The 20,933-nt window shown below is 36.4% G+C and carries 16 protein-coding genes, 16 tRNA genes, 1 rRNA gene and 1 other annotated feature; of the genes, 30 read left to right on the top strand and 3 right to left on the bottom strand.

Annotation, left to right across the window (positions count from 1 at the left end):
- Positions 1-101 precede the first annotated feature (101 nt).
- The 23 genes from FEZ13_RS14745 (at position 102) to glmM (ending at position 10,433) form a co-directional block, all read left to right on the top strand.
- Positions 102-557 carry a SprT family protein gene (locus FEZ13_RS14745; protein ID WP_146553306.1) on the top strand — a complete coding sequence of 152 codons (456 nt, stop codon included), beginning with the start codon at positions 102-104 and terminating at the stop codon, positions 555-557.
- Between the two features lie 101 nt (positions 558-658).
- Positions 659-735, top strand: a tRNA-Asn gene (locus FEZ13_RS14740).
- 1 nt (position 736) lies between these two features.
- A tRNA-Glu gene (locus FEZ13_RS14735) sits at positions 737-808 on the top strand.
- Between the two features lie 10 nt (positions 809-818).
- Positions 819-895: transfer RNA gene (locus FEZ13_RS14730), tRNA-Asp, on the top strand.
- 7 nt (positions 896-902) lie between these two features.
- Positions 903-974 (top strand) — tRNA-Gln (locus FEZ13_RS14725).
- A gap of 23 nt (positions 975-997) precedes the next feature.
- Positions 998-1,073: transfer RNA gene (locus tag FEZ13_RS14720), tRNA-Lys, on the top strand.
- Between the two features lie 68 nt (positions 1,074-1,141).
- A tRNA-Leu gene (locus FEZ13_RS14715) sits at positions 1,142-1,228 on the top strand.
- 11 nt (positions 1,229-1,239) lie between these two features.
- A tRNA-Arg gene (locus FEZ13_RS14710) sits at positions 1,240-1,316 on the top strand.
- 20 nt (positions 1,317-1,336) lie between these two features.
- Positions 1,337-1,410: transfer RNA gene (locus FEZ13_RS14705), tRNA-Gly, on the top strand.
- Positions 1,411-1,483: 73 nt separating this feature from the next.
- Positions 1,484-2,290 (top strand) — a sequence feature (23S ribosomal RNA rRNA prediction is too short).
- A 117-nt stretch (positions 2,291-2,407) separates the two neighbouring features.
- Positions 2,408-2,524 (top strand): 5S ribosomal RNA (rrf, locus tag FEZ13_RS14700).
- A gap of 250 nt (positions 2,525-2,774) precedes the next feature.
- Positions 2,775-2,851, top strand: a tRNA-Asn gene (locus tag FEZ13_RS14695).
- A gap of 13 nt (positions 2,852-2,864) precedes the next feature.
- A tRNA-Thr gene (locus tag FEZ13_RS14690) sits at positions 2,865-2,937 on the top strand.
- Positions 2,938-3,060: 123 nt separating this feature from the next.
- Positions 3,061-3,135 (top strand) — tRNA-Glu (locus FEZ13_RS14685).
- A 23-nt stretch (positions 3,136-3,158) separates the two neighbouring features.
- A tRNA-Val gene (locus tag FEZ13_RS14680) sits at positions 3,159-3,234 on the top strand.
- Positions 3,235-3,238: 4 nt separating this feature from the next.
- A tRNA-Tyr gene (locus FEZ13_RS14675) sits at positions 3,239-3,322 on the top strand.
- A gap of 5 nt (positions 3,323-3,327) precedes the next feature.
- Positions 3,328-3,402: transfer RNA gene (locus FEZ13_RS14670), tRNA-Gln, on the top strand.
- Between the two features lie 12 nt (positions 3,403-3,414).
- A tRNA-Lys gene (locus tag FEZ13_RS14665) sits at positions 3,415-3,487 on the top strand.
- A 738-nt stretch (positions 3,488-4,225) separates the two neighbouring features.
- Complete coding sequence (rocF, locus tag FEZ13_RS14660; protein WP_146553305.1) at positions 4,226-5,131, top strand: arginase; 906 nt, start codon at positions 4,226-4,228, stop codon at positions 5,129-5,131.
- Positions 5,132-5,592: 461 nt separating this feature from the next.
- Positions 5,593-6,156, top strand: a complete 564-nt coding sequence (sigW, locus tag FEZ13_RS14655) for an RNA polymerase sigma factor SigW (RefSeq protein WP_146553304.1) — start codon at positions 5,593-5,595, stop codon at positions 6,154-6,156.
- 13 nt (positions 6,157-6,169) lie between these two features.
- Positions 6,170-6,790, top strand: a complete 621-nt coding sequence (locus FEZ13_RS14650) for an anti-sigma factor family protein (protein ID WP_146553303.1) — start codon at positions 6,170-6,172, stop codon at positions 6,788-6,790.
- 117 nt (positions 6,791-6,907) lie between these two features.
- Entirely contained in the window at positions 6,908-7,750 is an 843-nt protein-coding gene (cdaA, locus tag FEZ13_RS14645; protein WP_146553302.1) for a diadenylate cyclase CdaA, read from the top strand.
- Complete coding sequence (locus FEZ13_RS14640) at positions 7,750-9,033, top strand: CdaR family protein (RefSeq protein WP_255473206.1); 1,284 nt, start codon at positions 7,750-7,752, stop codon at positions 9,031-9,033. Before cdaA ends, FEZ13_RS14640 begins: the two co-directional genes overlap by 1 nt.
- Positions 9,034-9,080: 47 nt before the next feature.
- The gene (gene glmM, locus FEZ13_RS14635) at positions 9,081-10,433 is read left to right on the top strand and encodes a phosphoglucosamine mutase (RefSeq protein WP_146553300.1); all 1,353 of its coding nucleotides are present in this window, start codon (positions 9,081-9,083) and stop codon (positions 10,431-10,433) included.
- Positions 10,434-10,788: 355 nt separating this feature from the next.
- Here the strand turns inward: glmM and FEZ13_RS14630 are convergent, their stop codons facing one another.
- Positions 10,789-11,241: an Lrp/AsnC family transcriptional regulator gene (locus tag FEZ13_RS14630; RefSeq protein WP_146550793.1), complete on the bottom strand. Its 453-nt coding sequence runs from the start codon at positions 11,239-11,241 to the stop codon at positions 10,789-10,791.
- A gap of 195 nt (positions 11,242-11,436) precedes the next feature.
- Here FEZ13_RS14630 and FEZ13_RS14625 point away from each other — a divergent pair, with 195 nt between their 5' ends.
- From FEZ13_RS14625 to glmS, 7 genes are all read left to right on the top strand, one after another.
- Positions 11,437-12,036 carry a type 2 periplasmic-binding domain-containing protein gene (locus tag FEZ13_RS14625; RefSeq protein ID WP_146553299.1) on the top strand — a complete coding sequence of 200 codons (600 nt, stop codon included), beginning with the start codon at positions 11,437-11,439 and terminating at the stop codon, positions 12,034-12,036.
- A complete protein-coding gene (locus FEZ13_RS14620) occupies positions 12,029-12,712 on the top strand; it encodes a cupin domain-containing protein (protein WP_255473187.1) in 684 nt (227 codons plus the stop codon). Before FEZ13_RS14625 ends, FEZ13_RS14620 begins: the two co-directional genes overlap by 8 nt.
- Positions 12,713-12,745: 33 nt before the next feature.
- Positions 12,746-13,510 carry a glucose 1-dehydrogenase gene (locus tag FEZ13_RS14615; RefSeq protein ID WP_146553298.1) on the top strand — a complete coding sequence of 255 codons (765 nt, stop codon included), beginning with the start codon at positions 12,746-12,748 and terminating at the stop codon, positions 13,508-13,510.
- Between the two features lie 404 nt (positions 13,511-13,914).
- On the top strand, positions 13,915-15,339 hold the full coding sequence (gene bacD / locus FEZ13_RS14610; protein WP_146553297.1) for an alanine--anticapsin ligase: 1,425 nt from the start codon (positions 13,915-13,917) through the stop codon (positions 15,337-15,339).
- Entirely contained in the window at positions 15,323-16,477 is a 1,155-nt protein-coding gene (locus FEZ13_RS14605) for an MFS transporter (RefSeq protein WP_146553296.1), read from the top strand. The genes bacD and FEZ13_RS14605 overlap by 17 nt, the downstream gene beginning before the upstream one ends.
- A gap of 51 nt (positions 16,478-16,528) precedes the next feature.
- Complete coding sequence (locus FEZ13_RS14600; protein WP_146553295.1) at positions 16,529-17,311, top strand: SDR family oxidoreductase; 783 nt, start codon at positions 16,529-16,531, stop codon at positions 17,309-17,311.
- Positions 17,312-18,085: 774 nt separating this feature from the next.
- Positions 18,086-19,888, top strand: a complete 1,803-nt coding sequence (glmS, locus tag FEZ13_RS14595; protein ID WP_146550787.1) for a glutamine--fructose-6-phosphate transaminase (isomerizing) — start codon at positions 18,086-18,088, stop codon at positions 19,886-19,888.
- Between the two features lie 724 nt (positions 19,889-20,612).
- Here glmS and FEZ13_RS14590 read toward each other — a convergent pair.
- Together FEZ13_RS14590 and FEZ13_RS14585 are read right to left on the bottom strand one after the other, a co-directional pair.
- Positions 20,613-20,819: a hypothetical protein gene (locus FEZ13_RS14590; RefSeq protein ID WP_146553294.1), complete on the bottom strand. Its 207-nt coding sequence runs from the start codon at positions 20,817-20,819 to the stop codon at positions 20,613-20,615.
- Between the two features lie 27 nt (positions 20,820-20,846).
- Positions 20,847-20,918, bottom strand: a tRNA-Cys gene (locus tag FEZ13_RS14585).
- Positions 20,919-20,933: the final 15 nt, after the last annotated feature.

Raw genomic sequence — 20,933 nt, 5'->3', positions numbered from 1 at the left:
TTATTTCAGCTAACATTCAGTGAAGATGAAGAAAATTGATTTCACTTTATATGTTTGACTTCATTAATGGGAAGTATTGATTTTGGACTAGGAGGTATACTATGACGGATTACGATTTATATCAATTAGTGTGCAATATATCTGAACGAGTGTTTGATAAGCCTTTCTTGCATAAAGCCTATTTTAATAAGAGATTACGTACTACAGGTGGAAGATATCTTTTACAATCTCATAATATTGAAATCAACCCTAGAGCTTATGAAAAATATGGTTTTAAAGAGGTAGAAGGAATCATTCGCCACGAGTTATGTCATTATCACCTTCATATAGAAGGAAAGGGATATCAACATAGAGATGCAGATTTTAGAATTCTTTTGAAAAAGACAAATGCCCCTCGTTTTTGTTCTAATTTAAATCAAGAGAATAAAAGAAAAAATAGTAAACAATATACGTATGTGTGCTTAAAATGTGGTATGCACTACCATAGAAAGATTCGAATGAACACCGCTAAATATTGTTGTAGTAAGTGTTTAGGTAGACTGAAGCTAAAAAATTGAAATTTTTTTAGAAAAGTACTTGACGTTTAAGAAATAACTATCTATAATTGTAAAAGTCGACAAGATGATAATTTGTTGGAGCAACAAACAATGAATTTTATTCCGAAGTAGCTCAGTTGGTAGCAGCATCTGACTGTTAATCAGAGGGTCGCAGGTTCGAGTCCTGCCTTCGGAGCCAAGGCCCCTTGGTCAAGCGGTTAAGACACCTCCCTTTCACGGAGGTAACATGGGTTCGAATCCCGTAGGGGTCATCACTATAATGGTTCGATAGTTCAGCTGGTTAGAATGCCTGCCTGTCACGCAGGAGGTCGCGGGTTCGAGTCCCGTTCGAACCGCCATTTTCATTGGGGTATAGCCAAGCGGTAAGGCAACGGATTTTGATTCCGTCATGCCCTGGTTCGAATCCAGGTACCCCAGTTTTTCTTTTGTTATTTAGCTACGAGTCATTAGCTCAGTTGGTAGAGCATCTGACTTTTAATCAGAGGGTCGCAGGTTCGAATCCTGCATGACTCACCATTTTATTTCTTGACATGGCAGAAAAAATATATTAAAATACTTTTTGATTTGTTAAGTTGAGTGATAATGCGGTCGTGGCGGAATGGCAGACGCGCTAGGTTGAGGGCCTAGTCGGGGGTAACTCGGTGGAGGTTCAAGTCCTCTCGATCGCACCAAGAAAAAATATGCGCCCATAGCTCAACTGGATAGAGCGTCTGACTACGGATCAGAAGGTTGTGGATTCGACTTCTACTGGGCGCACCATATTTAATTTAATATTTTATGCGGGTGTAGTTTAGTGGTAAAACCACAGCCTTCCAAGCTGTTGTCGGGAGTTCGATTCTCCTCACCCGCTCCAATATGAACCTTGAAAACTGAACAAGCAAGACGTTAATCAATAAATTTGTTCACTAGCCTCCGTTAGTGACAAAGATAAAATAGATATCATCTTCGGATGATACGCTAGCAAAGCAAATGAGCTTTCAAACTTTACTTTTATGGAGAGTTTGATCCTGGCTCAGGACGAACGCTGGCGGCGTGCCTAATACATGCANTACCCCTAAGCGGGGTAGGAGACAGTGTCAGGCGGACAGTTTGACTGGGGCGGTCGCCTCCTAAAGAGTAACGGAGGCGCCCAAAGGTTCCCTCAGAATGGTTGGAAATCATTCGCAGAGTGTAAAGGCACAAGGGAGCTTGACTGCGAGACCGACAAGTCGAGCAGGGTCGAAAGACGGGCTTAGTGATCCGGTGGTACCGCATGGAAGGGCCATCGCTCAACGGATAAAAGCTACCCCGGGGATAACAGGCTTATCTCCCCCAAGAGTCCACATCGACGGGGAGGTTTGGCACCTCGATGTCGGCTCATCGCATCCTGGGGCTGTAGTCGGTCCCAAGGGTTGGGCTGTTCGCCCATTAAAGCGGTACGCGAGCTGGGTTCAGAACGTCGTGAGACAGTTCGGTCCCTATCCGTCGTGGGCGTAGGAAATTTGAGAGGAGCTGTCCTTAGTACGAGAGGACCGGGATGGACACACCGCTGGTGTACCAGTTGTCTTGCCAAAGGCATAGCTGGGTAGCTATGTGTGGAAGGGATAAGTGCTGAAAGCATCTAAGCATGAAGCCCCCCTCAAGATGAGATTTCCCATTACGCAAGTAAGTAAGATCCCTTGAAGACGACAAGGTAGATAGGTTCGAGGTGGAAGTGTGGCGACACATGGAGCTGACGAATACTAATCGATCGAGGACTTAACCAAAAGAGAGAAAAATTCAATGACGTTTATCCAGTTTTGAAAGAACAAGAAAAAAAGTCGCCTTTCTAGAAAAAGCGACAGAACATTCTTGTCCTTCAAATCATAGAGTCTAGTAATGATAGCCAAGAGGTCACACCTGTTCCCATGCCGAACACAGAAGTTAAGCTCTTGAGCGCCAATGGTAGTTGGGGGCTGTCCCCCTGCGAGAGTAGGACGTTGCTAGGCGTATTAAGGTACTACTAATTTTAATTGGTAGTACCTTTTTTAATATACTAGTATAATGAAGAAGTTTAACAATAGCACATGGATAAAATCTAATAAAGAAGTAGAAATAAATCCAATTTAATAGACCCAGTATTACTGTTGAGCTTGCTGAAGATAAAAAATAAAACTCATTAATATAAAAAAATACTTGCAAGTTGTTAATATCCTGTTATAATAAATTATGTTAGGTTTAGCCTTATATAAATATTGTTCCGAAGTAGCTCAGTTGGTAGCAGCATCTGACTGTTAATCAGAGGGTCGCAGGTTCGAGTCCTGCCTTCGGAGCCATTTTTTTGTCTGTGCTTCCATAGCTCAGCAGGTAGAGTGCTTCCATGGTAAGGAAGAGGTCACCGGTTCGAGCCCGGTTGGAAGCTTTAATTATTTTTTAGCAAACAAACTAATATTTCAAAATACAAGAAAATTATTTTTATTATATTGTTGTAAAACCTATATCTATGTGATATAATATTAAATGTCCTGTTAAAAGTACAATTAATGGCCCCTTGGTCAAGCGGTTAAGACACCTCCCTTTCACGGAGGTAACATGGGTTCGAATCCCGTAGGGGTCACCACTTCTAGTTTAATAATACATATTGGAGGATTAGCTCAGCTGGGAGAGCATCTGCCTTACAAGCAGAGGGTCGGCGGTTCGATCCCGTCATCCTCCACCACTTTGGAGGGGTAGCGAAGAGGCTAAACGCGGCGGACTGTAAATCCGCTCCTTCGGGTTCGGCAGTTCGAATCTGCCCCCCTCCACCATCTATTGGGGTATAGCCAAGCGGTAAGGCAACGGATTTTGATTCCGTCATGCCCTGGTTCGAATCCAGGTACCCCAGCCATTTTTATATTTTGAGTCATTAGCTCAGTTGGTAGAGCATCTGACTTTTAATCAGAGGGTCGCTGGTTCGAATCCTGCATGACTCATCAATTATAGAATATAACCTTCTTCTAATAATTAGAGGAAGGTTTTTTGGTGTATTAGAAATTTTAATCTAAATCAATTTCATAATGTAGAATCGAGATAAAGAATATAAAGCTTTCCACAATATACCTTAATATTTGGGTTTCTGCGTTCTGCTGTAGATGACACTTTCTGCGGGCTTGACTTCAATCTTCTCGCTCCAACGTGGAGTTGGGTTCATAGCTTCTTCTGCATCGAAAGTGCAAGCGACAGACGTGAAGCCGTTGTCACAGGACGTAATGCTTTTGGTCTTTGCCCCCCTTCAATATTCTAGATCACTGAAAGAATCAATTTAGCTCCAAAAACATAATAAAAATCAACTTTTTTAGCTTATGAAATGAAAGAAAAGGGAGATCTTTATTGTTAAAATGGCAATCCTCTAGTTTTTCAGTGCGTGCATCTTAATAGTCCTGTGTGGTTTTCATTCTTTATCAGTTCAAGCTCTCCCTGCATGACTTTGAATAAACTCTCTCGGAACTAACAGCACACGAAGAAAATAAATACATATCTCTGAAGAGTCGCCGTCATCATCCTCTCCATAACTCTCAAAATTATTCATCCTTAAGTGCCTGTATTTCCTAAAAAAAGAAAATAATTTATGGGATTGACCTATTTGAATAAAAATACAGAAAAATGTCTTGTTGAGCCATAAGTATAGCTGCCGTTACAATGAAAATAACTTACAAAGGGGGTATCGTTGTATGGCACTATTAAATATTTCAATGATTGGTGTACCGATGGATTTAGGGCAGCTACGTAGAGGTGTAGATATGGGGCCAAGTGCGATTCGATATGCGGGTGCGAAAGAGCGTTTAGAATCTATTGGGCATAAGGTTGTCGATGAAGGAGATATCTATATTGATCATTCGAAAAAAGGGGTTTCTGATAATACATCATTGCGAAACTTAGATATCGTTGTTAATGTGAATGCCGAATTAGCTCATAAGGTCCATAGAGTGGTAAATGAGGGTCGATTCCCATTAATATTAGGTGGTGATCATAGCATTGCAATTGGCACATTGGCAGGTATATCAGATCACTATAAAAACTTAGGTGTCATTTGGTATGACGCTCATGCAGACATGAACACGAGTGAAACATCTCCATCAGGTAATATTCATGGGATGCCTTTAGCTGTTAGCATGGGATTAGGACATGAGCGTTTAGTGAACATTAGAAATTATACACCAAAAGTGAAACCTGAAAATATTGTTATAATTGGTGCTCGATCAATTGATGAAGGGGAGAAGGCATTAATTCGTAAAAAGGGCATAAAAGTCTACACGATGCATGAAATTGATCGCTTAGGAATGCCAAATGTTATACAGGATGCCATTATATATTTACGAGGGCAAAACGTAGATGGAGTTCATCTATCATTAGATTTAGATGGAATTGATCCGATTTATACTCCCGGGGTCGGAACACCAGTACCAGGAGGAATTACGTATCGTGAAAGCCATTTAGCAATGGAAATGTTGCAGGATTCAGATTTGATTACCTCTGCGGAGTTTGTGGAGGTTAATCCAATTCTTGATGAGAGAAACAAAACCGCTGATGTAGCTGTTGCATTGATGGGATCCTTATTTGGGGAGAAATTAGTATAAAACAGGAAAATTTCTCCTTTCATGGAGCGATATTTTCTGGAATGGGGTCTAGGAATGTCGCGTCATGTAGAAACGACTTCGTGACCAACATCCTATTGCCCCGAAGTGCATTGCATATGTATCGTTAGGAAAGCGAGTAAGCCATAGCGGAAATCAGTTGACTTGTCTATTTTCGATGAAATTCAAAATTGGGACGCAGCATGGAGTAAAATCAACTTCTGGGTTCGTAGAAAGATCTTTGTCAATTAAAATGTTGATATTATAGGTTTTTTCAGTGCCTCCGTTTTATTTCTAAATGTCTCACTTTTATATGGTGAAAATGATAAAAGTTGTAAGAAATTCAAAGAAAGTATTGGTATAATAGAATCAAATAATATTTTTTTTAAATTTGAAATAAAAGTGAAACCAAAAAGGAATCTGTTCGTATATAACAGGTAACCGCATAGCGGAGGGGAAATCACATGGATGCGTTAGTCAACAAAAGAATAAAGCAAGTGCTGAAAGGTGATCAACATGCGTATTCAGATATTGTGAGCCTCTATCAGCAAAAAGTATATCAGGTATGCTTCCGTATGTTGAACAACCAACATGAAGCAGAAGATATAGCACAGGAAGCTTTTATACGTGCATATACAAATCTACACACTTTTGATTTAGAACGGAAATTTTCAACATGGCTATTTCGTATAGCAACTAATCTGTGTATAGACCGAATCAGGAAAAAGAAACCGGACTATTATTTAGATGCAGAAGTTACAGGTACTGATGGGCTTGATTTGTATTCTCAAATTTCGTCAAAGGATCGACTGCCTGAAGAGGAAGTCGAAAGAATGGAATTGCAGGAAAGAATTCAATATGAAATAAGTTGCTTGCCTGATAAGTATCGTATGGTTATTATTTTAAAGTATATTGAAGAGTTACCATTGCAGGAAATCAGCGATGTTTTAGATATGCCACTAGGAACCGTAAAAACACGTATTCATCGTGGTCGCGAAGCATTAAGAAAGCAATTGAGCAATTTGTAGGAGGGGTTTCACTATGAGTACATGCCCTGAACATATCGTGCAATATATGCATGAATATTTAGATGGGGATATTAGTCGCGAACATGAGCAAGAGCTAAGGGCACATATGCGAAATTGTAAGGACTGTCAAAAGCATATGCAGGAGTTAACAAGTACTATTGCGTTCGTGAAAAGTGCAGCCGTTATTGAAGTGCCTCCAAATTTTGTAGAACAAGTTATGCAAAGACTACCGAAAAGAAAAATGCGTTCTGGCGTACAACGTTGGTTGCGTCGACATCCCTTTTTGGTTGCTGCAGCAATGTTTTGCATTTTCATGAGTGCATCCCTTTTTTCAGGCTATAAAAATGATCAGGAGTTTTCTGTTACAAAACAACCTAACTTACAAGTGGAAGGTCAAACTGTCATTGTACCTGAGGGAAAAACAGTAAAAGGTGACATTGTTGTAAAGAATGGTGATATTGTCGTAAAAGGTGCAGTTGATGGAAATATTACGGTTATCAACGGTAAATATATGGCCTCTACTGCAAATGTTACCGGTCAAATTGAAGAAGTGGATGAAGTGTTTGAGTGGCTTTGGTATAAAATAAAAAGCAACGCAAAAAGCGCTTGGTCTTTTATTGATAAAAATGAATAAACTAATGAAGAAGCCTACTGGCATTATAGTGGGCTTTTTTGCTTTATACGGGCGGAAATAAAGGTAGTTGTGCTATACTTAACCTATACGTACTCGCTAGAAAAGTGGGGGATCCACATGTCTTTAATTAATGAATTTACACAATTTACCAGCAATCAATGGGTGAGAATGGTATTAAATGTAATCGATATTTTATTAGTCTGGTTGGTCATTTATAATATATTAACACTGATTCGCGGTACTAAGGCCGTTCAGCTTTTAAAAGGAATATTTGTCATTATTATTATTCGAATTATTACTGTTTATTTCGGACTAACTACGTTAGGGTGGATGACAAAGCAGGTTATTGAATTTGGTTTCTTAGCAATTATCATTATTTTCCAACCTGAATTGCGTAGAGCTTTAGAACAATTAGGACGAGGAAAATTATTTGCTCGAAGTAATTTACAAGAGGAAGAAGAACAAGCTAGATTGATATCTGCTATGTCTAAGTCCGTTAGCTATATGGCGAAGCGTCGTATTGGAGCGCTTATTTCAATTGAACGAGAAACAGGGTTAAATGATTATATTGAAACAGGGATTCCGATGTACTCTGAAATCTCTTCTGAATTAATCATTAATATATTCATACCAAATACACCGCTTCATGATGGTGCAGTGATTGTTCAAAAGAACAAAATAGCTGCAGCAGCCTGTTATTTACCTTTATCAGAAAGTCCTTTTATTTCAAAGGAACTAGGAACTCGCCATCGTGCAGCAATTGGGATTAGTGAAGTAACTGATGCTATAACTATAATTGTTTCAGAGGAAACAGGCGCTATCAGTTTAACGATAAATGGAGATTTACATCGTGATTTATCGATCGAAGAATTTGAATCTCGACTTCAACGTGCATGGTTCGGGACATCAACTACTGCAGTCGGTACCTCCAAATGGAACTGGAGGGGGGATAAAAAGTGATGGATAAACTAATTGAGAGTCCATGGTTTTTACGCATTACCGCACTCGCGTTAACATTGCTCATTTTCTTTACCGTAAAGTCTGAAACAAGTACGGAGGACAATACGAAAACCACTTATGATAGCCAAGCGGAGGTTATTCATGATGTCCCAGTCAAGGTTTTATACGATAATGAGAATTTAATTGTTTCAGGAGTCCCAGAGACAGTCGATGTCGCTATTAAGGGACCATATGCATTGGTAATACAAAAAAAAGCCTTAAAAGATTTTCAGATTTACCTAGATTTGAGTAAAGCAACAATTGGACAACATAAGGTCAAATTTAAATATAAAGGATTTTCGGATAAGTTAGATGTCCAAATTGAACCTTCAGCTGTAAATGTTTCGATCGAAGAAAAGGTGACACGGACATTTAAAGTAGATCCAGATTTTAATGAAAGCCAGTTGGCGCCAAATTATTTTGTCAAAGCGATGTATGCAAATCCAAATGAAGTCACCGTAACAGGAGCTAAAAGTGTAGTTGACAGTATTGCCTATGTTAAGGCAATGCTATCGGGGCAACTTTCAGCTACAGAGTCCTTTACAAAAGAGGCAACTGTCAAGGTGCTGGATCGTGATATGAACAAATTAGATGTTTCTGTTAACCCGGCGAACGTACAAGTGAAGGTTGACATTGGAGAGTATAATAAGGAAGTGCCGATTTCTTTAAATGTTAAAGGTAGTCCCAAAAATAATCTGAAAGTAAAAACATTGAGTGCTGAAACAAGTCATATTACATTGTTTGGATCAAAAAAAGATTTAGAAAAAATAAATACATTTCCTGTTGATGTAGATGTTTCAAAACTAGAAAAGTCCGGTAATGTTACTGTTAATCTATCAAAGCCAACAGGTGTGACAAAACTCTCTGTAAATCAACTAAAAGTTCATGTATCATTAGATGAGTCCATAACTACTGACGAACAAGAAGATGACAGTGCAACCAAACAAGAGGAAACATCTAATACGTCTACTACGACCTTTGAGAATGTTAGAGTGAAAATAAGAAATTTAGATACAAAACAATACACCATTGAAGAAAATGCAGATCATTTTGTATCAGTTGTGATTACTGGTGATGAGCAAAAACTGTCCAAACTTAAGGCATCAGATATACAGCTATATGTTGCTGCAAACGATGTGAAGGAAGGCGTCAATACCTTGCCGATAATAGGTAGCAGCCCTTCTGGTACTTCATGGAAAGCTACACCAAGTACTATAAAACTAAAAGTGAAACAACTGTCATAAAAGGATTCGTAAAAATGGCATACAGTTTTGAAGGAGAGAATAACAAAATGGGTAAATATTTCGGAACAGACGGCGTCCGCGGTGTCGCCAATAGTGAGCTAACACCTGAGTTAGCATTTAAATTGGGACGCTTTGGTGGATACGTTTTAACGAAAGAAATCACAGAACGTCCGAAAGTTTTAATAGGGCGAGATACACGTATTTCTGGAGAAATGTTAGAAGGTGCGCTTGTGGCTGGTTTGCTATCAGTTGGCGCCGAAGTCATGCGCTTAGGTATTATTAGTACACCAGGAGTTGCCTATTTGACTCGTGTCATGAGTGCCCAAGCTGGTGTCATGATTTCAGCTTCTCATAATCCTGTAGCAGATAACGGTATTAAATTCTTTGGCCCAGACGGTTTTAAACTATCAGATGCACAAGAAGACGAGATTGAGGCACTGTTAGATCAAGAACAAGATAATTTACCTCGCCCGATAGGTGGGGATTTAGGCTCTGTAAGTGACTACTTCGAAGGTGGTCAAAAGTATATTCAATATTTAAAACAAACTGTTTATGAGGACTTTACAGGTATCCATATTGCATTAGACTGTGCGCATGGTGCGACATCAGCTTTGGCGACGCATCTATTTGCTGATCTTGAAGCGGATCTGTCAACAATGGGCTCTTCACCAAATGGTTTGAATATTAATGATGGCGTTGGCTCCACACATCCTGAAAAGTTGGCAGCGTTTGTGGTGGAAAAAGGTGCGAATGTAGGTTTAGCATTTGATGGAGATGGTGATCGTTTAATTGCAGTGGATGAAAATGGTCAAATCGTTGATGGTGATCAAATCATGTATATTTGCGCAAAACATTTACATGAAGAAGGAAAATTAGAACAAGATACCGTTGTTTCAACGGTTATGAGTAATATGGGTTTTTATAAAGCTTTAGAAAGAAACGGTATGCATAGTGTTCAAACAAAAGTAGGCGATCGTTATGTTGTAGAAGCTATGCGTGAAGGCAACTATAATGTGGGTGGCGAACAATCTGGCCATATCGTATTTTTAGATTACAACACAACAGGCGATGGGCTACTCACAGGCTTACAACTCGTGAATACAATGAAAGTGACAGGCAAGAAACTATCTGAGCTTGCTTCCGAAATGACCGTATTCCCTCAAAAGCTCATCAATGTTCGTGTGACAGATAAACATGCTGTAAAAGAAAACGAAAAGGTAGCAGCCATTATCGCACAAGTTGAACAAGAGATGAATGGCGATGGGCGCATACTCGTTCGTCCTTCAGGTACTGAACCATTAGTTCGTGTGATGGTAGAAGCACCATCAAGCGATCTATGCGAATCCTATTGCAAACGAATTGCCGATGTCGTTCGCGATGAATTAGGATTAAAGGATTAACCGTTAAGATAGAAAAGCTTATTGATAAAAGCATTTTTTATGAAAAATAAAGAGATCAGACATAGTAAAAGTTAAGATAGAATAGATTATTAATAAAAGCCATACCATACGAGTTTAATTTGTAAGGAAGAGATCCTTAAATGTTATTAACGGGTTTTGTTTTGAGGTGTAAACATTCAAAAGCATTGCGAATAACACAAAGGATTACAAATAAAATAGCAGAGCCATTCATATTTGAATTGGGCTCTGCTATTTTTAATTTTTAGGTACCAATAAAATGACTGTATAGTATAAGGAATTACTTACTTAGTTTGTTTATCAACAACGGAACTAGCTAGTTGATAAAGACTTAAAACTAAATAAGTTCTTCTAGTTCTAAATAGTCACTTTTTGTTTCATTTTTGGATATTACTACATAGGTTTCGGTTGAAGCAAATGAATTAACACTATTAATGAAATGCTCTATATCAGCTATTTTTTTTAGACGCAGTTTAACAATATAGCAAGTCTTACCCGCAATTCTATAACAAAATTCCACAAAGGGATATTCATTAATAAAATTATTGAATTTTATATATTGTCCATTTCTCACAGTAACCTCTATAAAACACTCTACATCGAATCCTAATTTCTTGTAGTCAATTTCAATTGTATATCCCTTTAGAACACCTTCACTTTCAAGTCTTCTAACTCTCTCAGTCACTGATGGTGATGACAAATGAACCCTCTTAGCCAACTCTCTCATGGATAATCTTGAATCCTTTGAAAGTAAATATAATATTTTTTTATCTAAGTCATCTATTTTCAATATGAACATCCTTTCTGTTAATTTGATTTCAAATGTAAAAAAATTCCCTGTAAATCTTTTCAAATTGAAAGGAAAAAAGAATTCTATTTAGTTATAATTATACTATATTTTTCAAATTCTTCAGAAGTAATCATACAGAAATAATTTACGTTCTACACTAATACTTCATCATACTATAAGAATGGAAGTGTTCAAATGTTAATTATTCAGGATTACGATATTTCAAAACAATCACCATTGAAGATGATAAAAATTGGTACTCTTGGACCAGCAGGGACAAGTAGTGAATATGCGGCCAATAGATTTAGTAATAATTATTTTTTAAATAGGGGCCTTAAAAGTGAATTAATACTCTTTAATACATTTGAGGAAGCTATGGATAATTTGTTAAAAGAAACCATAGATTATGTTATCGCTCCCCATGCATATCCAGGCATAAATAATTTTTACATGAGACCAGATATCAATTTAGTCGAATTATTCAGATGTGATACACCAATGTATGGATTAGCCATTCGACCTGAATTTAATTTTAATCCAGATTTATTAGAAAAAGAAATAATTGTATCTCATCCGGCGCCTGTTAATCTAGTAAATTATTATTTAAAACGGGATGTAAAAATAAAGATGGTCAATTCTACAAGTGTTGCAGCTTATGAAGTAAAAGAAGGCATATACAATATGGCTATTACAAATGCATTAGCTAAAGAAAAATATAATTTAAAATTTGTTTATGAATTCAAAAGTATACCTATGAGTTGGTCAGTATTTGAAAGGGGAGATTTGAATGAATAAAGATTTAATGGACACTAAAAACTTATACTTTCCTGAACCAGTGTTGAAAGAATGGGACAATGGAGTAAAGCAATATTCTACCAAACGAGGAAATACGGAAGTTTTAATTTCATATGTTCCGCCAGGCACCACATTCAAGCACAAACATAAAGAAGCGCAACTTGGAATGGTGATATCAGGAGAATTGCTGGTGAATGTAGCTGGATATGAAAGAAAATTAGCGCCTTTAGATAGTGTTTATATTGCCCCGCCCAATGTACTTCATGGAGCGACTAATTGTTCAAATCAAGAAGTTATTGCTATTGATGTGAAAAGATATAATGAAAATGAAAAATATACAGCACCTAATGAGTATTTTCTAGAACCATTTGAAAAAAGAGATCTATTACCGGGAATGGGAGTTACCTTTTTCGTTGAAGACTGGATTGAGGTAATGATAGCTGAAATTCCTAGTAATGGTGGGGAAATGCCTCGACATAAACATAAGAACGAACAGATTGGGATTTGCATTGGTGGAGATTATGAAATGACTATTGAAGGTGTTACTTATAATATGAATTTCGGAAGCACGTATTTTTGTGAACCTAGAGAAGTACATGGCGCCATCAACAAATCAGACCATGCATCTAAATCTATTAATTTATTTTTACCTCCTAGATACCATCGTTCTAAGTAATATAGAAGAAAACAATTTTCAGGAGGTTCATGGATGAAAAATTTAAAAGATAAAGTTGTAGTCATTACGGGCGCTGCATCAGGTATAGGTTTGGCTGCAGCAGAAGCTTTTCTTAATGAAGGATCAAAAGTTGTGATAGCTGATATAGATGAGGAAAACGGTTATAAAGCAGTCAAAGACTTAAACCAAGAAAATGTATATTTTATACGAACTGATGTTACTAAAGAGACTGACTGTTTAAATCTAATACAAGAAACTATTGAAAAATATGGTCAAATCGACGTTTTTTTAAATAATGCAGGGATCGAGATTACTACACCCATTCATGAAATGAGTATTGAGGAATGGAATAAATTGATAAGTGTGAATCTTACTGGCGTGTTCTTGTGTAGCAAGCATGTGTTAAAACAGATGATCAAAAATAAAAAAGGCAATATTATCAATACTTGTTCAGTCGGTGGATTAGTAGCTTGGCCTGGTATTCCTGCCTACAACGCCAGTAAAGGTGGTGTATTGCAATTGACCAAATCTCTTGCTATAGAATATGCAAAATATAATATTAGGGTCAATTGTGTTTGCCCGGGAGTAATAGATACGCCTTTGAATGAAAAATCTTTTCTTCAAAATAATGTAGGTACACTTGAAGAAATAAAAAAACAAAAATCTAAGCTAAACCCAATAGGCAGATTAGGTACTGTTAAAGATATTGCAAATGCAATGGTTTTCCTTGCTTCAGATGAATCTAGTTTCATGACGGGCTCAACTTTAACGGTTGATGGGGGATACACTGCAATATAAAAAAACAGTGTCTGCATGAAGGAAAAGCCATTTCCTTGTCTGTTCCATTATTGCATAAACATCCGTCATAAATGAATATTTGTGTTTAATAAAAGAACAAAGTACTAAAATGGAGCCTCCTCAATCCTTCGCCATCACCATATGAAATTGATTGTTAGAAATAGGCATATTCATGAAGTAGGCAAGCATTACTTTTGAAAAAATCCATCAACTATTAAATTTGGATATCACCTTTTGGCTCTCTCCGAAAAACTAGAGTCAAACAACAGAAACAGAAAAAGAGTAAAGGAGTCAAAAAGGTGACTGCTTTCTATAGAAAATCTAACAAACTTTTCAGTTGTCCGAATCAACTGGAAATTCTATCGGAAAGCACTCTTACTACAAATACGCGAGGAGGAATCGATATGAAAAAAAATATATTAGTAATAGCTGATTTAGGAGGATGTCCTCCTGATATGTTTTATAAAAGTGTAGCTGAAAAATATAATATCATCAGCTATATTCCTAGACCATTTGCCATCACAAAAACTCATGCTCATTTTATTGAAACTTATTCAATTGCGATTATAAAAGATCCCCAATATTTTAAAAGCATAACTGATTATACGCATCCAGATTCAATTTATTGGGCACAAGAAGAATATAATAAACCTGAAGATGCAGTCGTTGAAGATATAATTAAAATTGCAACAATGTTTGATGTCAAGGCAATAACTACTAATAATGAGTTATTTATATTGCCAATGGCTAAAGCTTGCGAAAAGCTCGGATTAAGAGGTGCAGGAGTAAAAGCCGCAGAAAAGGCAAGGGATAAAAATTTAATGAGAGAGTCATTTAATGCTTCAGGTATAAAGGCTATAAAAAGTAGGAGAGTAACAACATTAGACGATTTTAAAAAGGCTATAGATTATGTTGGTGTACCCTCAGTTTTAAAACCAACTTACTTAGCTAGTTCTATAGGAGTTACTTTTATTAATGATAAAGCCACTGCAGAAGATCTTTTCTTAAATGATAAGAAATTTTTAGAAAGTATAGATGTACCTAAAGCTGTTACATATAAAGCGCCATTTATACTTGAGGAGTATCTTGAAGGAGAGTATAAAGACTGGTACTCAGAAGAGGGATATTCTGACTATGTTAGTGTTGAAGGTATGATGGTCAATGGAAAATACTATCCTTTAGTAATTCATGATAAAACACCTCAAATAGGTTTCACTGAAACTGCACATATCACATCGACCATTTTAGATGATGATGCTCAAAAAAGAATAATTACTGCTGTTTCAAAGGCTAATGAGGGTCTTGGATTAGAATATTGTTCAACCCATACGGAAGTTAAACTAATGAAACACAGAGAAGTAGGGATAATTGAAACAGCTGCACGGTTCGCGGGGTGGAACATGATTCCAAATATTAAAAAAGTCTACAATGTGGATGCTCCTCAAATTTTATTAGATATTTTGTGCGATGGATATTCTCCTAGCTTACCAGACAAATTATTAAACAGCCCACAAAAATACGTTGCTGATTTTCATTTATATCCTGAAAATTTCAAACAAAATGGAAGTCTACCGAACGACCTAAATCGTATTGTATTTAAAGACGTCATATTGCCTGTTAATGCATTAGTTGGTGATACACAAATCACCTCATTTGAAACAATAAAAAAAGACTCTCATATAGACTTAACATTGTTTGAATCTTTTAATGGCCTTGCTTATTTAGAGTTAAGCGGCAGTAACTCACATGATCTAGCGGAATCAATTCATAATTTACAGAATTTTTCTCGAATTATTATAGAGGAACCTAACCATGAACCAGTTAAGTAAAAACTCAAAATTATTATTATATGGGCAAGCATTATCTTTTATGGGTGATTATTGTGTCCTACCCGCTCTCTTGATCATATCCACCTATTTTCAGGATTATTGGATAACTTCAGGAGTTATCATTGTGAGAAGTCTTCCAGTAGTATTCCAACCATTTTTAGGAGGAATAGTAGATAAATATAACAGAGTAAAATTGATGTTATATACAGATATTATTAGAGGATTCGCCTTTTTAGGAGTTACCTTTTTACCTAAAGGGGAGTATCCTTTAGTATTCTTAACACTTCTTTTTATTTCTTATGGAAGTGGAGTTCTTTTTAATCCAGCTAGATTAGCAGTTATGTCCTCGATCGGAGATGATATCAAAAGGATCAATACTCTTTTTGCCAAAGCGACGACTTTATTTATCATTTTTGGAGCCATTTTTGGAGCCGCTTTTTTATACTTTGGATCTATCAAATTAGCTGTAGCTTTTAATGCACTCACTTATTTTGTTTCAGCTATACTTGTTAGTAAAATGAATATCACAAAAGAAGAGGAAATAACACATGAAAAGGCTGTCCCTGATCCATCATTTAACGTGGGAATAAAAACTATAATCAAGAATCCGTTTGTATTGAATGGCGTATTTACAATGATTACAATGTCCTTATTATGGGGAATAATTTATAGCTATTTTCCTTTAGTTAGTGAATCCCTTGGTAAGGGCGAAATCGGAAATTTCATACTTACATTATGTATTGGAGTAGGCGGATTCATAGGTGCGCAAATGGTTAATATATGGGGCTTTAAAAGTAACAAAGGCTTGATTTATTTTGTTCTTCTCAGCACTATTTCTTTGTCTTCCTTTATCACTTCTTCAAATTTTACAATCAATATAATAACCGCCGTTGTATTTTTTATATCAATGGAATACGGTGAAGTATTAGCTAAAGTAAGGGTGCAGGAAAACTCGCCTAATGAAATTCAAGGAAGGATTTTCTCTATTTCAGAAGCACTGATTGGTATCTCTATGTCAATCGGCTCTACATTTATTAATTTTATTGATACACAGATCATCAGCTTTTTAATTATATCGATTATGTTACTTCTTTTTCTTTCTACCAGGTTAATTAATAAGGAATTACTCAATAATTAAACCAATAAATTAACATAAAATGAAATCTGAACACAAAGGAGAAGAAGCTAAATGTCTAATAACAAAGTCGCGTTGGTCATTGGAGCAAGTCAAGGTATAGGAAAATCAACAGCTTTAGCATTGGCTGAAAAAGGATATAATGTAATCATTAATGCTAGAAGACAATCTAAATTAGAGCAAGTTCTTGCACAAGTGAATAGTCTAAATCATCACCAACAAAATATGTATTTTGTTGGTGATATAGCTAACAAACAGATCAGAGAAGAACTTTTTCATGTTATTAAAGATCAATACGGAAGATTGGATATTCTTATCAACAATGTTCCTGGTGGCAAACCAGATCATTTTTTTAATTTCGAAGAAGAGAATATCTTACAATCTATTTCTGATAAGGTTTTAACATATTTAAATTGTATTAAAAAAGCATCTTTATTAATGGAAAAAAATCAATTTGGTAGAATCATAAATCTAGTCGGTAACCTATGGAAAGAACCAGGGGACAATATGTTCACAAATAGTCTAATCAATGCAGCTTTAATCAATGCTAGTAAAAATATAGCTACACAATTGGCGCCAAATGGAATTACGATAAATTGTGTAAATCCAGGGTTTATAAAAACAGATAGATATTATAAATATATAGAGAATTTAAAAATCAATAATAATATAAATGATGAACAGGCGGAAATTCTTGTATCTCAAAATATTCCATCAAATAGAGTTGGAGAACCAAAAGAGGTAGCTACTCTGATAGCATTTCTGGCATCTGAAGGGGCCTCTTATATTACTGGACAACAAATTTCTGTAGATGGAGGAGCTTTAAAAAGTATATAGATTGGTAGGCGTGTTGATTAGGCAGAAATCAGCGAATACACTATATTTTGTGAGGGGAATTGACGATCGACACGCTTGACAGATTAGTATCATTTGTAGCATATTACAATCTGTTGTTTATACTATTTATGGGTGACATAGAACGGCATAGCCTGAACGACTATTTGTTAAACCCTATTGATTTCACATTCGGATCCATATCCCTTTTGTTTGTTTTTACCTCATTGACTTAACTTGAGTGCATCCATATATCTACATTCAGTTGATAAATGTTCATTTCATATTAAGTTGTAATAATAATGACATATTTTTTTACAAAAAACGTGCAACAAAGTTAGGATAAGTTGCGTATAATAAAGTGATTTATTTATTTTGACAATGAAATCCTTTCAATGCATGTTTGTAATTGACTATGAAAAGTGATTTCAGTATGATGAAACTGCTAATGATTTTAAAGGTCTAACCTTTAAAAATTGGCATATTGCTGAGGAGGATCGTATTGAAGCAACAAATCGGAAAACAGTTATAGCGCCAGTACTGAAGAAATCGGACGGTATATCTTCAGTAGACGAGGTGGAGGAGTATCGAAGTTTTCGGCGGATGCCTCCCGATCGCAATGCCCGATTGATGCTTACTTTTAAAGGACTCAAGCGATTGAGTAGACAGAAAAAGTAAGAAGGCAAAATAGCAGCTGCTTGACTTGTTGAATTTCACCTATTGAGGGGAAGGTTACTTTTATGCGGCTAATTTTGCAAAAGTTCGGAGGAAAAAGAAATGTGTGGAATTGTTGGGTATAATGGCTTTCTTGATGCCACAGAAATATTATTAAAAGGTCTAGAAAAATTAGAGTATCGAGGTTATGATTCTGCTGGTATTGCTCTTATCAATAAAGAAGGCGTGAAAGTTTTTAAAGAAAAAGGACGTATTGCAGATTTGCGAAACGTAGTAGATTTTTCTGTTAAGGCAACCACAGGAATCGGACATACACGTTGGGCAACTCATGGTGTTCCTAATTACCGTAATGCGCATCCACATCAAAGCGCTTCAGGTCGTTTTACAATAGTACACAATGGTGTTTTAGAAAATTATCATTTGTTACAGGATGAATTTTTACAAGGTGTACCTATGAAATCCGATACGGATACAGAAGTTGTTGTGCAACTTGTTGAAAAGTTTGTCAATGATGGCATGACAACAGAAGAAGCTTTCCGTCACACTCTAACATTGGTAAATGGTTCTTATGCACTTGCATTACTAGATGCAGAAGACCCTGAAACTATTTTTGTAGCGAAAAACAAAACCCCTTTATTGGTTGGTGTGGGTGATGGCTTTAATGTGGTAGCATCTGATGCGATGGCAATGTTACAAGTAACAAATCAATTTATTGAATTACGTGATAAAGAGATCGTTATTGTTGGGAAAGAAGCTGTTACCATTAAAAAATTAGATGGAACAGTCGTGGAACGCGCTCCATATACAGCAGAATTGGATATGAGTGACATTGAAAAGGGCACATATCCTCATTACATGCTAAAAGAAATCGACGAACAACCAAGCGTTGTCCGTAAAATTATTCAAGCTTATCAAGATGAAGAGGGAAAATTAACCATTCCTAATGATATTATAGAAGCCATTCACAATGCAGATCGTTTATACATCATTGCTGCAGGCACAAGCTATCATGCGGGGCTTGTTGGTAAACAATATTTTGAAAAAATCGCAGGCATTCCAGTAGAGGTTCACATTTCTAGTGAATTTGGCTACAATATGCCACTTTTATCGGAAAAACCATTTTTTATCTTCATCTCACAATCAGGTGAAACAGCCGACAGTCGTCAAGTATTAGTAAAGGTTAAAGAACTCGGTCATCCTGCATTAACTATCACAAATGTACCTGGTTCTACTTTATCTCGTGAAGCAGACTACACATTACTATTACATGCTGGACCAGAGATTGCCGTAGCTTCCACAAAAGCGTATGTTGCACAAGTCGCAGTTCTAGCCATTACTGCTTATGTCGAAGCACAATTACAAGGAAAACAACCTGATTTTGACTTAAAGGCTGAGCTAGCCATTGCTGCTAACGGTATCCAATCAATCGTTGATAACAAAGAACATTTAAAGCAAGTATCAGATCAGTTCTTAAGTACAACCCGAAATGCATTCTTCATCGGTCGCATCGTAGACTACTATGTAAGCCTTGAAGGTGCATTAAAGCTAAAAGAAATCTCTTATATTCAAGCAGAAGGATTTGCAGGCGGTGAACTAAAACACGGTACAATCGCCTTAATCGAAGAGGGGACCCCTGTATTTGCCTTGATCACTCAAAAAGAGGTAAGCCTCAACCTTCGTGGCAATGTCAAAGAAGTAGTCACACGTGGTGCCAACCCATGTATCATTTCAATGGAAGGCATGGAGGAAGCAGGCGATTCCATCGTACTCCCACAAGTGCACCAGCTACTAACGCCGCTTGTTTCCGTAGTAGCTCTACAACTTATCAGCTACTATGCAGCACTATACCGCGGCTGCGATGTCGATAAACCACGAAACCTAGCCAAATCTGTGACAGTTGAGTAGGGGATTTTTGGAAGGAATTTTATTGTTGTCGTTTTATAAAAAGATTGATCATTTATAATAAAGTTTGATTAAAATAACCTTTTCGGGTGTCTAATCAGAAAAGGTTATTTTAATTTTTTAGAAGCTATGAATAAAGATGTATGAAGTGTTTAAAGGATCATAAGTGACTATAAAGTATGAATGCAGTGTGAAGTTAAAATTTAATTTAAAAAATTGTTATATATGGATAAATTTCCTTTTATTTATTGTCATTATAAGGATAATAAGATACTGTTATTAACAGGTTGAAGAGCAAACAGAAGAGAGAGCAATTGATGGATGGAATTAAAGACTTCGATTGTAGGCTACTATCAGAATTGTTTGGGTGCCTGACACTTGACACTGAACTATTCATTTCTATGTAAGTGTCGTTTCGGACGATATATTTGATTTAATACTCGATAACCGGACCCATTTACATATGAGAGGATGTAAATTTGTTTTTTCCCAAAGTATGTATCTCAGTTTGAAAAGTAGTTTCCTCCTGCTATTGTACCTAAATTGCTGCTGTCACCATTAAGTAGTATGAATTTAATATTATTTATTTGAAACATCTATTATCATTCATTTTAAATTACTAGATAAAAAAGCAGCAAAGCTTCGTATTTAACACGAAGCTTGTTGCTTTTACATTTTTCTAGATGAACTTATTTATTGTAATAAAGTTTGTTAATCGACCTGATATCTATTTACTATTGTCACAACTACAAATCTCAATACCATAAGCTTGTTCTAAAGCTTTTTTAATTTTCTTAAGTTCTTTAGAATATTCTGCACAAATATTTTGGTAAAGGTCTTTTTGTGTTTCATCACAAAAATCAAGATGTTTAGACATTTTTAATAAATCGATTTTTATTTGATTATACTCGGCTAGTTTATCTTCTAATACCATTCGAACCACCTCATATGGAAGGATATAAGGTGACACTCGGAATTGAACCGAGGGTAAAGGTTTTGCAGACCTTTGCCTTAACCTCTTGGCTATGTCACCGTTATACTTATATAA

Source organism: Rummeliibacillus sp. SL167 (assembly GCF_007896505.1).
GTDB classification, from domain to species: Bacteria; Bacillota; Bacilli; order Bacillales_A; family Planococcaceae; genus Rummeliibacillus; species Rummeliibacillus suwonensis.
This window is presented reverse-complemented; position numbering and strand designations above follow the sequence as displayed.